Source organism: Kribbella flavida DSM 17836, from assembly GCF_000024345.1.
In the GTDB taxonomy this organism is placed as follows: Bacteria; Actinomycetota; Actinomycetes; order Propionibacteriales; family Kribbellaceae; genus Kribbella; species Kribbella flavida.
In genome coordinates this window covers 2134169-2146177 of record NC_013729.1, presented here as the reverse complement: position 1 = coordinate 2146177, position 12009 = coordinate 2134169, and the positions used below count along the sequence as shown (strand labels likewise).

General features: G+C 66.1%; 13 protein-coding genes. 5 read left to right on the top strand and 8 right to left on the bottom strand.

Features of this window, described 5'->3' with window-relative positions:
- Nucleotides 1-46: 46 nt before the first annotated feature.
- Together KFLA_RS10140 and KFLA_RS10135 are read right to left on the bottom strand one after the other, a co-directional pair.
- Nucleotides 47-523 carry a nitroreductase/quinone reductase family protein gene (locus KFLA_RS10140; protein WP_012919698.1) on the bottom strand — a complete coding sequence of 159 codons (477 nt, stop codon included), beginning with the start codon at nt 521-523 and terminating at the stop codon, nt 47-49.
- Complete coding sequence (locus tag KFLA_RS10135) at nt 520-1299, bottom strand: SDR family oxidoreductase (RefSeq protein ID WP_012919697.1); 780 nt, start codon at nt 1297-1299, stop codon at nt 520-522. Before KFLA_RS10135 ends, KFLA_RS10140 begins: the two co-directional genes overlap by 4 nt.
- A 144-nt stretch (nt 1300-1443) precedes the next feature.
- On the opposite strand from KFLA_RS10135, the gene KFLA_RS10130 reads away from it, so the two are divergent.
- Nucleotides 1444-2088 (top strand): TetR/AcrR family transcriptional regulator, encoded by a 645-nt coding sequence (locus KFLA_RS10130; RefSeq protein WP_012919696.1) that lies wholly within the window; start codon nt 1444-1446, stop codon nt 2086-2088.
- A 1271-nt stretch (nt 2089-3359) separates the two neighbouring features.
- On the opposite strand, the gene KFLA_RS10125 is transcribed toward KFLA_RS10130, so the two are convergent.
- Nucleotides 3360-3851: a hypothetical protein gene (locus KFLA_RS10125; protein WP_012919695.1), complete on the bottom strand. Its 492-nt coding sequence runs from the start codon at nt 3849-3851 to the stop codon at nt 3360-3362.
- 500 nt (nt 3852-4351) lie between these two features.
- On the opposite strand from KFLA_RS10125, the gene KFLA_RS10115 reads away from it, so the two are divergent.
- On the top strand, nt 4352-6271 hold the full coding sequence (locus KFLA_RS10115; protein ID WP_012919694.1) for a zinc metalloprotease: 1920 nt from the start codon (nt 4352-4354) through the stop codon (nt 6269-6271).
- 351 nt (nt 6272-6622) lie between these two features.
- Here the strand turns inward: KFLA_RS10115 and KFLA_RS10110 are convergent, their stop codons facing one another.
- The gene (locus KFLA_RS10110) at nt 6623-6949 is read right to left on the bottom strand and encodes a nuclear transport factor 2 family protein (protein ID WP_012919693.1); all 327 of its coding nucleotides are present in this window, start codon (nt 6947-6949) and stop codon (nt 6623-6625) included.
- A 101-nt stretch (nt 6950-7050) separates the two neighbouring features.
- Here KFLA_RS10110 and KFLA_RS10105 point away from each other — a divergent pair, with 101 nt between their 5' ends.
- The gene (locus tag KFLA_RS10105; RefSeq protein ID WP_012919692.1) at nt 7051-7578 is read left to right on the top strand and encodes a MarR family winged helix-turn-helix transcriptional regulator; all 528 of its coding nucleotides are present in this window, start codon (nt 7051-7053) and stop codon (nt 7576-7578) included.
- 6 nt (nt 7579-7584) lie between these two features.
- Here KFLA_RS10105 and KFLA_RS10100 read toward each other — a convergent pair whose 3' ends face one another.
- Both KFLA_RS10100 and KFLA_RS10095 read right to left on the bottom strand, forming a co-directional pair.
- Nucleotides 7585-8421 (bottom strand): SDR family NAD(P)-dependent oxidoreductase, encoded by an 837-nt coding sequence (locus KFLA_RS10100; RefSeq protein WP_012919691.1) that lies wholly within the window; start codon nt 8419-8421, stop codon nt 7585-7587.
- 106 nt (nt 8422-8527) lie between these two features.
- On the bottom strand, nt 8528-9868 hold the full coding sequence (locus tag KFLA_RS10095) for an LVIVD repeat-containing protein (protein ID WP_012919690.1): 1341 nt from the start codon (nt 9866-9868) through the stop codon (nt 8528-8530).
- Nucleotides 9869-9962: 94 nt separating this feature from the next.
- Between KFLA_RS10095 and KFLA_RS10090 the strand changes: the two genes are divergently transcribed.
- Nucleotides 9963-10805, top strand: a complete 843-nt coding sequence (locus KFLA_RS10090) for a helix-turn-helix transcriptional regulator (RefSeq protein ID WP_012919689.1) — start codon at nt 9963-9965, stop codon at nt 10803-10805.
- On the opposite strand, the gene KFLA_RS10085 is transcribed toward KFLA_RS10090, so the two are convergent.
- Both KFLA_RS10085 and KFLA_RS10080 read right to left on the bottom strand, forming a co-directional pair.
- On the bottom strand, nt 10779-11111 hold the full coding sequence (locus KFLA_RS10085) for a hypothetical protein (RefSeq protein WP_012919688.1): 333 nt from the start codon (nt 11109-11111) through the stop codon (nt 10779-10781). The two genes, KFLA_RS10090 and KFLA_RS10085, sit on opposite strands and share 27 nt — an antisense overlap.
- Nucleotides 11112-11228: 117 nt before the next feature.
- On the bottom strand, nt 11229-11453 hold the full coding sequence (locus KFLA_RS10080) for a VOC family protein (RefSeq protein WP_049797301.1): 225 nt from the start codon (nt 11451-11453) through the stop codon (nt 11229-11231).
- A 272-nt stretch (nt 11454-11725) separates the two neighbouring features.
- Here KFLA_RS10080 and KFLA_RS37870 point away from each other — a divergent pair, with 272 nt between their 5' ends.
- Nucleotides 11726-11902, top strand: coding sequence for a hypothetical protein (locus tag KFLA_RS37870; protein WP_012919686.1), 177 nt, complete (start codon nt 11726-11728; stop codon nt 11900-11902).
- The last annotated feature ends 107 nt before the right edge of the window (nt 11903-12009 follow it).

The window sequence follows — 12009 nt, the reverse complement described above, 5'->3', positions numbered from 1 at the left end:
GGGACCGCCGCGCCAGCTACACCCCCATCTGTCGAGGGATCCGCGATCACGGCTGATGGCAGAAGCTGATGCGCATCAGCCGACTGTCAGCCCAGTCTTCGAGCCGGGTCGGCCGGATGGTGCCGGGGTCGTGGGGCTGATTGAGATCCGCGACGATCTCCGCCAGCACGGCCTGACGTTCAGCTGGGTCGGTGACAGGCGTGGCCCGTGCAGGCAGATCTGCGCGGATCCCGTTCTTGAGGTGGAAGGTGAAGTTGGGATTGTTGAGAAGGTTTGCATGCCAGTCGGTCGCGGCACCGCCGGCGCCGCTACACAGGTAGGTGGTGCCCGCCACTCGGTAGAAGAAGATCTCGATGCGGCGTGGCCGGCCGGTGCGGCGCCCCAGCGTCGTGATGTCGATGATCCGTTCGCTGGTGCCTGCGGCGGGTGTGATCTCGATGGCTCGCCGGATGTGATCGGGCAGGTGCGACAAAGACGCGTCACGTGCGGAGTCGTTCCATCCGGTCGTGTCTGGACTGCTCATGCGGTCTCGGCCTGAAGGGCGGGCCCGAGGAGGAGTCCACCGTCGATGACGTACTCCGACCCCGTGATGAACGACGCGTCTGATGACGTGAGGAACAGGAGAAGCCGGGTGCCGTCGGTCGGCTCTCCAAGCCGGGGGATGGCGAACGGCTCGGGTGAGTAGAAGTCGGAGATTGCCGCGACGGCGCCGGCTGCTGGTTCGTGGATGAACGGGGTCGCGATCACGCCGGGGTGGATGGCGTTCACGCGGATGTGGTCCCGGCCCAGCTCGAGCGCTGCCGTTCGGGTGAGGCCTCGCACGGCCCACTTGCTGGCGACGTACGGCGCGTAGTGTGCCGTGCCGCCCAGGCCCATCGTCGAGGCGATGTTGACGATGGCTCCCCCTGTTGCGCGGCGCAGAGCGGGAGCGGCGACCTTGATGCCGAGGAAGGTCCCTGTGAGGTTGATGTCGAGGATGCGCGACCACGTGGCCTGGTCCGTGTTCTCGATCGGCGCCGGCGGGTTCTGGACGCCCGCGTTGTTGACGAGCACGTTCAGGGCGCCGAAGGCGCTCTCGGCGGCTAGCACAGCGGCGGACCACGAACTCTCGTCGGTGACGTCGAGGCGGGTGAAGTGAGCGCGGGTCCCGAGCTCGTCGGCGAGAGCGGCGCCGCGTTCGGTGTCGATGTCGCCGATCACCAGGTTCGCTCCCTCCGCGTGAAAGGCGCGTACGTGGCTCGATCCCTGGCCACCGGTCCCACCGGTCACGAGCACGGTCTGGTTGTCGAAGCGGTTCATCAGATGTTCCTTCGGTACGTGGGTGACCGACCGGGATATCGGCGATGAACGGCCGGCCGATGGCGAGCCGAGTGACTCACCACTGCCTCGACACTAGATTGGCGGCAGTGGCGAGTCAAGCCACTCACCTCGTAGACTCAGGCCATGAGCAGGGTCGTACCGACGTACCACCAGCGCGTCGCCCAGGAAAAGCGCGCGCTGATCGTGACGGCCGCGACCGCACTGTTCCTCGAGTTGGGCTACGACCGGACGTCGCTGGCGCGGATCGCAGAGCGCTCGGGTGTCTCGCGGGCCACTTTGTTCAAGCAATTTCCGAGCAAAGCCGTTCTGTTCGACGCCATCGTCACCGAGTCCTGGTCAACCGCTGACGAGGAGGACCCTCCGCCGGCAGGCAATGTCGTTGACGGGCTCAGCGCCATCGGTCGCCGTTACGCCGAGCTGTTGAGCCGGCCCCAGATGACCGACCTGTTCCGGATTGTCATCGCCGAACTGTCGCGGTTCCCCGAGCTGGCCCATGCGCAGTTCTCGCACGGGAAGATGCCCTACTTCGAGTCCGTACGCAGCTACCTCCTGGCTGAGCACGAGGCGGGAACGGTGCGGGTCGAGGACGTGGACCTCGCAGCCACCCAGTTCCTGGGCATGATCTCCAACTACGTCTTCTGGCCAACACTCCTAGTGCCGGGCTGGGAGGTGAGCGCCGAACGCGTCGCTCAGGTAGTCGACGAGGCCGTCCGCACCATCGCCGCCCGGTACGCCGCGACGGGACCAGAGGCGTCCACCGACGACTGAGTCCTCCCGCCGCCACCAAAGGCGCTGATGCCTAAGCAACCGAGGCCGTCGGCACCGAGGGCGTTCGCGGGGCATCCCGGGGCGGACACCGAAGGAGGGAGTGTCGATGTGTTGACCCACCTCGATCAGCCTGGCATCAGCACGGCCCGACAAGAGGTCTCAGCGGCGGGCCCAAAAGTGCAAGGCTGCCCTCTCACTCCCAACGACAGCAAGAGGGGTCACCCAAGACCCGGCCCTCGCAGCTACACCCTCATCTGTGAAGAGCCCCTTTGACGGTAACCCCTCAGCAGGGAGTCCCGACAGAAGTCACCCCCACCCGATCTACCGCGGCCGTGAACCACTCCGCGACCCGTGACCCACGTCCGCGTTTCCCCTGCGGTAGCAGATAGTCAAGCTCCATCCGCAACCCCCGCGCCAACTGCGATCGAACCGCCTCGTCGGACTCTGACAGCCGCCGCTCAGTTCTGCGCCATACCCCACGGTGTCCCCTTCCACAGCGCGCAACCTACATAGCCGGCGATCGCTGACCCAAGGCCATTCCCTGTCGCCTTCGCCGACCCCTTCGGTGATAATGATTGGGTTGGACCTCAGATCTCCGCTTCCGTATCGAGCCCACAAGGTGGGCATCCGCGCGAATCAGTCCAACATCGGCGCATGCGGCTCCGCGGGGTTGGAGTGAATGTGATGAGACGATCACGGCGACAATTGCGGTCCAGTTCCACACACTGTTCGACGATTTATTACCGAATCCGCTGCAGACCACCCGCCACGCCGAGCACAACCCAAAACTCAGGGCACAGTTACATCGGCTACCGTTCCAAGACAACTGACTCGCAACCGTGTGCCAACCTGCGCGAAGTCGGGCAACATGTATGGATGGCGTCAACTACTACAGGTAGACAGGGAGTCGCTCCCAGGTAAAGATTGCCTGCCTATTTCTTTTCGCAGCCGGGTATTCAGCACTTATCCATGCGACGCTTCGGTGAATGAAATCTGTCGCAGCTTGTAGAATACTTCGACGCCAATACGCGCAATGGCGTCTGACCGTGTCCGCGACATATTTAGATCGGCTCCGTCACAGCATACCTCAATGTATTCGTTCGAGTCCGGTTCCGACATACGGCGCTCGGCCTCGCCAACCGAGATGCTGCGAACCGCGGCATCTAGCCGCAAACACCATTCGACCAGCCCTCGCCAGCCGCTGTCTTGCTCACAGGTTGAGAAATCAGCGTTCGGGAGGTGCAAGATTACGTCGCCCATGAAGGCGCCATTCAAAATATCGACATCCCAGGCCGGGCGTCTTCCGGGCCGCCGAGGGCGAGGGCGTGGCGGTAGAGGGTGAAGGCGATCGCTTGGAAGCCTGCGATCGTGGCACCGCCGGCGAGGCGTAGACCCAGAGCGGACAACAGGTCGTCGCCTCGCTGGCGGCTGACTCTGCAGGCTTCGACGACGCCGTCGATCTCATCGAGCGCAATCTCGCGGTGGCTGATCTTGCCAGCTTCGCCGGCCGGCGCAATGAACTCAATCGGCGGGAGGTGGCCGCCGCAAGCTGCCCGGACGAGTCGGCGCGAGTCCGCGACGACGGCGGTGGCGGCGTCCAGCCAGTCGGCGATGACCTCGACTGTCAGCCACTCCTCCTTCCACGGCGGCAGGTGGCCGCCGATCGCGGCGCGATCCTGTTCGACGCCACGGTCGAAGTCCTGTTCGAGGCTGACTCCCAGCGCGTTGCCGAGATCTCGCAGTAGCGCCTCAAGTTTCGCCACCGCAATGGACAGCCGGCCGAACGATGCGTAGTACTCGGTCTCAAGCGTGTTTCATGCTGCCGTTCGGTTCTCCCTGTCACCACCGGGGAAGCTGGCCCGGCTGCTCCCGGTACTCCGATAACCGTGGTGACCAGTTGACCGTCGAGAGTTGCAGCTCAGTAAGCGACGGCGGGGCCGCGGCGAACCGGGACCCACGCCGCTCGACGACCCGGACCACCTGGGCCTGGTACGCGAGATCCCAGACTTGGCGTTCGGCCACGGGGTCCATCGTTGCCTCGGTGATTCCCTGGCCCGCTTGAAGGCGGAATCGGGAGCGGCGCCGTGCTCCGCCGCCTCACCCTGACGCTGATCGCCACCGACCCCGACCGGCACCCTTTCCCGTTGTTCCGCGGACTCAGGTCCCTCCCGGTCACCGTGGGATCGACCAGGGTCTAATGCATCGCAGCGCAACCGTTTGCCGTGCTATACACCCGCCGTCCGATGCGACGAAAGGGAGTCTGATGAGAAGGCGCCGGTTAGCAGTGGTGGGTGCGGTGCTGCTGGGTGTGGTCACAGGCGGGATCACGACAGCGATACCGGCCAGTGGTGCGCCGCCGCAGTTCGAGCACCTGCGGCCAGGAGAGCAGCCCCAGCTCACCGAGCGAGTGCCGTTGAACGTGGTGCTGCTCGGGTACAAGCGGGACAGCGTCGATCTCGGTGCGCTGAGTGGGGCGCTGCCGATCAAGCACCAGCCCCAGCAGATCACCCGGCTGCATTTCGCGGGGATCCACGAGACGGTCGGGCTGGAGTACACCTACGACTACCGGGTCAAGTTCGCCGACCAGACGTACCAGGACCGGTTCTTCCGGCAACTCAGCAGTCTCGCCCGGCCCACCGAGGTGAACACGGTCCAGGCCAGGTACAACGCCCAGCAGAAGAACAAGCTGGACGTCACGGCCAACCACGACATCGACGCGCCGAGCGTTGAGAAGTGGCTCGCCTTCAACCCGCCGACCGGGGTCGACACCCGGGAGAACACGGTCTACCTGATCAACTGGCATGACCGGCCGGACTTCAAGTTCCACGTCTACACCAAGACCGACGAGCCGGACCCCGACACCGGGCAGAACTGGGGCAAGTACGCCAGCCGCGGCATGGTCGCCTGGGGCGGTACCACGGCGGCCGACGAGGAGAGCGGGCTCGGCGCCACCCGCCGGGTCTGGTTCCACGACATCTCGGCCGGGCCGGACCAGTTCTCCGGCAGCTGGAATGTCGACAATCCGGACCTGGACGGCGACAACCAGCCGGACTATCGGATCCCACCGGCCTGGGAGTACGCCGACGACGGCTACCGCAAGAAGGCGGAGCTGACCGCCGACCTCGGCCGCCTGCTCCGGACGGTCGTGGTCAACCAGCTCATCACCGCTTCACCGACGTACCCGCTGGAGCTCACGGTCGGCAACGCGAAGACCGTCAACCTCGACAGCAACACGTACGAGGGCTGGCCGGGCACCGATGTCAGCGGCAAGTACATCAAGCCGGACCTGGTCACCGCCGAGCTCGGCGAGGTGCTGCCCGGAATCGAGCTGTCGTACGACCACCAGGACCTCCCGTACGACGGTGAGGCCAAGCGGTGTATGGAGGACTGGCTGCAAGATGTCTCCTGCTACCCGGAAACAGAGTTGCCGCCGTTCGCGAACATGTACCTGCAGAACAAGCGCGAACTCGACCGGGTGCTGGACGACCAGGGCAAGGTCGACTACGAGTTGCCGCTGTTCAACTATGCGGTCCAGAACGAAAACCTGCCGTGGCTCGGCTTCGCCGGTGACAACTGGAAGGACGGCGGCCCGGGCTTCGTCTACAACTGGCTGTCTCCGCAGTTCGTCGGCTGGGGATACGGCCTCACCTCGACGATGATCCACGAGGTCGGTCACCACATCGGGCTGACGCACCCGCAGGACGGGTACGACAGCATCACCGACAAGTTCTACGAACCGACCGGACCAACGTACTTCGCCTGGCTCGGCGGCGAGGTGAACTCGGTGATGAACTACCTCCAGGTCAACTACGACTTCAGCCAGTTCGACCACGACAACCTGAACCGGTTCCGGGCCGCGGCGTCGAACGAGTCCGCGAACGCGCTGACCGCGGAGGTCCTCAAGATGCCGAACGCCGATCGCGCCTACGCCGACCTGATCCGCGCCGACCAACTGATCGGCCAGGTCAAGAACCGGCTGACCGCGCACGACTATCCCACCGCCCGGATCCTGGCGAGGCAGGCCTACGACGCGGTCGTGGAGGGCAGCCGTAAGGCCGGCGTGAGCGCAGAGGCGTACGAAACGAAGCAACGCGAACTCACCCGCCCGACCCCGGCCACCCTCCCAACCAAGCCGAACCCGGCCACGGTCGACCGCTTCGCGGGTCCTCGTACGGTCCGCTGACCACCCGTGCTGCCGGGAGTACCTGGTCCCGAAGGACCGCCCGCCGAGGGCGGCTCCCGGGAGTACCTGCTTTCCGAAGGACCGCCCGCCGAGGGCGGCTCCCGGGAGTACCTGCTTTCCGAAGGACCGCCCGCTGAGGGCGGCTCCTCGGGAGCTACCCGGTACCGGCTTGGGCCAAGCTGGAGTGGTACCTCCCCCGCTCCCGGCACGCGTGCTCCTTCGTCGCGTGCCGGGAGCGTGGTGCTCTGCCCCCGGCTTCGCGCTGACGCGCTGTCGCGCGGACCGGTAGGTAACTGAGCGGCCATCGGGCGACTCAGCGAAGAACTCCAGTGAGAGTGGAGACCGATCCCGTCAGGCGGGAGTCACCTCCAGCCGCTCGATGATGTCGGTCAGGGTGAAACGGAACGAGAACGGCAGGGGGCCGCCGGGGAAGTCTCCGTTCGCGTTGGCGGTGAGCGTCGAGCTTGAGGGGTCGTAGTCGACGACGGTCAGCGTGATTTTCGGAGCGATCTGGTGGTCCTGGATCCACTGGGCGATCTGGGTGGCGCCGCGGTACTCGGTGTTGTCGTCGATCACTACCGATTCCGGTCCGAAGAGGCCGGCCAGCGCTTCGGCTTCGTGGGTGTTGGTCGCCTCGACGAACGAGGCGACCAGGGATTCGGTGATGGCTGCACTCATGATGTTGCCTCCTGAGGTTTTGTGTCCTGTTGGACAGTATAACGTGTCGTGCAGGACAAGGAATTCCTGCAGCGAGCGAGAAAGTTCGGTAGGCTGCCGGGATGGTTGCCCCTGTTGATCCGTCGCCGCGGCGGCCGCGCGAGGCGCGTGATTTCCCATATCGGTCGGAGTTGCTGGCGAGCCTGAGCGCGCTGATCCTGCTGTGGGAGTCACCTGGCCTGCAGAGCGAGATCCTCACCTCGAGCGGTGAGCCGATCGATCAGCCGGCACACTCGGCACTTCGGCATCTGGCGGCCGGTCAGCCGATGCGGCCGAGCGATCTTGCCCAGGTCATGGGAACTGGCCCTTCGAACATCAGCAAGATCCTCAAGCGCCTTGAGGCGGCCGGATTCATCGAGCGCGGCCCTGATCCCGAGGACACCCGCTCGACCTTGATCACGCTGACATCCGAGGGGCAGACGGCCGCCCGGCACATCTACGACCTCGGCGACGCCATGATCGCCCAGGTGCTCGCCACCTGGTCGCCGCGCGACATCGCCCGGTACACCGAGCTCACGAAACGCTTCACCGCCGACGCGATCGCGGCCGCTGAGGTCATGCGACGCGAGGGCCTCACCCACCCACGCTGACTGGACTCAGGCAGGGAAATCGGCGCTGCGGGAGAGGGCTTCACTGGCGCGGATGTCGGCGAGGTTCGACGCCAAGGTGTTGACGGCGGCATCGAATCCGCCGCTACCGAGCACCAGACGGCGCGGCGGAGATTCCCGGTCCATCGCCTGAAGCACGGCCTGGACGCCACGCTCCGGATCGCCGGGCTGGTTGCCGTCTTGATCGATCATGGTTTTGCGGATGACGTCCAACTGCGGCAGGTAGGCATCCACGGTCTCCCGCAGCGGCTCGTCGGCGAAATTCGAGTACGCCCGGGTGCGGAAGGCGCCCGGCTCGACGGCCAGCACCTTGATGCCGAACTCGGCGACCTCCGCGCGCAGTACGTCAGTGACTGCTTCCACTGCGAACTTCGCCGCTGAGTAGTACCCGAAGCCCTCAATCCCCCGCAGCCCCGCCACCGAGGACATGTTCACGACCCAGCCGGAACCCCGGGCTCGCATTCCCGGCAGGACCGCTCGGGTCACCTCCAGCACGGCGAAGAAGTTCAGCTCCATCACTCGCCGCACATCCTCGGGCCGCATCCCCTCGATCGACCCGTACCAGCCCCGGCCGGCGTTGTTCACGAGCACATCGATCCCACCGAACTGCTTCTCGGCTGCGGCAACCCCAGCTCGCACCTGACCGGCATCGGTCACGTCGACCTCGACCACAAGGACGTTCTCGCCGTGGGGAGCAGCCCAGTCGGCCAACTCCGCAGGGCGCCTCGAGGTGATCGCCACCTGGTCACCGCGCGCCAGCACAGCGTCAGCGAACACCAACCCAAAGCCGCCAGGGGTCCCGCCGGTGATGAACCAAGTCCTCATGCCACTCCTCCTGGGTCCGATCAGATACAGTCAAAACTGTCCTGAAGGACACAGTATCATGTCCTTGGCGACACTATCTGTCGATCCGAATCGGTTGGCCGGGCGGTCAGCGGCCGGGACGGTAGCGCAGGATCCACACGCCCTGGTTCTTGTCGGTGACGTAGATGAAACCGCGCCGGTCCACCACGACATCCTCCGTTTGCAGGACGAGCTCACCCTCGGGCATCGGGCCGTAGCGCCGCCGAGGTTCAGGTGGAAGGAAGTACCCGACCTCACGGACCAGTCGGGTGTTCGACACGTCGTAGATCCGTAAGCCGGCGTTGAAGTGCGCGAGATGGAACAGATTTCCTTGCCTCGCGACGTCGGGATGGTGCTGGTGATGATTCATGTTGTGCGGACCCCGCCAGCCGCCGCGGGTGGTGAAGTCGGCGTACGGCGCGCCGGGTGGCGGAACCGGTTCGGGGAAGAGCGACAGCAGGAACGGCTTCGTTGGATCGGTGATGTCCACGATCGAAGCGTGGTGGGCCGGGCCTTCGCCGTAGGTGACGTTCTCGGAGTTGACGAACGCGATGCCCTGGCCGGGCAGCGGGAGAACCCCGTGCACGCCGAACTGCGAGTGGAACGGCGGGCTGAACGGCAGCCCACCGATCTGCCGAGGGATGGTTGGATCGGAGATGTCGAGAACGATCAGGCCCGCCTCACCGTAGGGCAAGTACACGAGACTGCCTGCGACGTACGGCGGTCCGTGGAGGGACACCTGATGTCCGGACGCGCAGCACGGGCTCGGCTGACCTGGCGGCGCCAGCTGTTCCTCGCTCTCGTGCTGACCCTTGACCCACCATCGGCTCACCTCCCGTGGCCGAGCCGGATTTGCGACATCGAGCAGGACGTAGATGTTGCCGCGATACCCCGGCATCCCGGCCGCGAGATGCACATAACGCCCGCCCGGGTAGAGATTGCGGTGCGTGCCGGTGCCGCCGGTGCGGAAATGACCGAGCTTCCGAGGCCGTACCGGATCGGCGATGTCCCACAGGTAGACGCCGTCCGTGAACGGCTCGGCCGGATCGCCGCCGAAGTTGGGGAACACCTGCTCCAGTGCCGTCACCATGAGGTCGTCGTGCAGATCGACCTGCAGCGTCCAGGTGTTCTCCGGGCCTGGTACGAAGGCCGCGACCTCGGGCCTGCTCGGCCTTGTCACGTCCAGCACCGTCCAGCCCGAGTGCCAGAAGTGCCCGAGGTACAGGTACCAGCGGCCCCGCCGCTGCCGCACGGCCATCTTGAACCCCGGCCGGCCGTCGAGGTCGCTGTAGCCGACAACCTCGACGTTGTGCGCGTACCCGCCGTACGGCCGGTCGACCGTGGCCCGGGCCGGCGAGGTCGACGTGGTGAGGGCACCCGCGGCGGCCGCGGTCCCCAGGATTGCCTCTCGTCGTGAGATCGGACTCATGCGTCCATCGTGAGGCGACTGACCGCGCGGGCCCAGGCCGCGTTGGTCCCTAGGACCGCCAGAATCACCCTGATCAGTCGATAGTCTGGAGCACATGGCCGACATCGGTGGCTTCCTCAAGTCATGTCGAGCGCGACTCAGTCCGGCAGATGTCGGCCTGCCGACGGGACCAGGTTTCCGCCGGGTCGCCGGCTTACGGCGTGAGGAACTCGCCACCTTGGCGGGGATCAGCGTCGACTACTACACGCGGCTCGAGCAGGGTCGCTGCGATGGGGTGTCGGAGAACGTCCTCGACGGCCTGGCGGCGGCGCTGCGACTGACCGAGGACGAGCGTCGCCACCTCCACCAGTTGGCGCGGCCGGCGGCACCGGCACCGCGCCGTGCCGAGGTGCGACCCGGACTGCGGCAGGTGCTGCACGCGATCGGATCCGCCACCCCGGCTTTCGTGCTCGGCAGACGCATGGACATCCTGGCGTGGAACGCACTCGCCGCGGCGCTGATCACCGACTTCGCCGCGCTAGCCATCCGCGAACGCAACCTCGCCCGCCTCGTCCTGCTGAACGACGAAGTCAGCCGGCGATACCCGGACCGGGAACTGGTCGTCCGCAACACCGTCGGATTCCTGCGACTCGACGCCGGTCGGCATCCGACCGACCGGGAACTGGCCGAACTGGTCGCCGAACTGTGCGAGCGCCACCCTGACTTCCGCGAGCAGTGGGAGCTGCACACGGTGCGCCGCAAGAGATTCGGCGTGAAACGGTTCGATCATCCGGACGTCGGCAAGCTCGAGCTCGACTACGAGACGCTCTACCACCCGGACGACGACGAGCAACTGCTGATCGTGTACTCGGCGAAACCGGGATCGCCGGCCGAGGCGAAGCTGCAACGGCTCGCCGGCGTCAAGGACAGTTCACCTGGTGTCGCTCCAGTCCGCTGACCCCTGACCGTTCGCCGACGGCGACAGCTCCTTGGTCAGGGGCTTTGGTGTCCTCCCGCCCCCGCGCTGCGGGGCGATCTCGTCCGGCCACGGGTGCGGACGAGTGCGACGCTTGGCCGGGCGGTGGTCCGACAGGCCCGAATCGACGTTGACGTAGGAGATGCCGGCCAGGCCGGCGCATGCGACGACGGCTATTACCAGGAAGTCGACGAGCCAGGCCAGAGATCCTGCGCCGGTACCGGCGGGGACGTACAGGAGCCCGTTCTCCAAGACCAGGAACTGCTGGGCGGCTTGGTGCCCGATCAAGGGTTCCGCGCGCTCCTGGGCGAACTCCAGCTGGGTCTTCTGTGCCCCGCTGGAAGTCCGGATCGGTCAGCGACCGGCCCAGCCCTGGCAATCTCACAGCCACCCCGCTGAGGCTGCTCAGACCACGGGCAGGCCTGCAGCCAGAGGAGGTTCCGTCTGGAGATCAGAGCCGGTCCGGTCGACCCAAAGATCCAAATGGGTCCGGTCGTCGGTGTCCAGATGCAGCCGCGGACCGCCACCCGCGTCCGGAGCCAGGAAGGCGGGGTTGTCTGGATCGGGTGAATAGTGCAGCGCCTGGCCCCAGAACTGCGCTGCCCGGCCGATGTCCGACACGTTCAGCACGACGGCACCCAGAGAACTCCCCATCGACATTCTCCTGACTCGCGTCACCCCACGCCGGATCCGGATGATCGACCGGGGCGCTCGACTCCACCATGCCACGCCACGCTCGACATCAGGCCGGACGCTTGCGGGTGTCGATCAACTGCGCACGACGAGGCACAAGGCCTGCTCGAACCGAGCCGGGCCGCCGACAGGCGAAGCCGGACGCGCAAGCATTTGTTCGTCGGATTGAAAGGCTCGGACGAGACCTCAGCGGTGAGTAGAGTCCGGCCATGAGGATCTGGGGCTTGTTACTGCTCGGGTGTCTTTTCGTGGCCGTCGGCACCTATCTGGCTGTCCAGGGCAAGGTCGCGCAGGGGGCGATCGGGGTGATCTTCGGATCGATCGGGCTTCTTGCGGCCGCCGTCGGTCTCGTCCGGTCGAACCGCCGGGACCGGGCTGGTCGCTGACCGGTCCGCGGCTCCGCAGCTTTCAGCAGCGGGGCTGGGCGCTACTCCGGCGCAGGTCAGGCTCGCCTGGGTCCTGCCAGGGAGGAGACCGAAGATGAGCGTCTTCC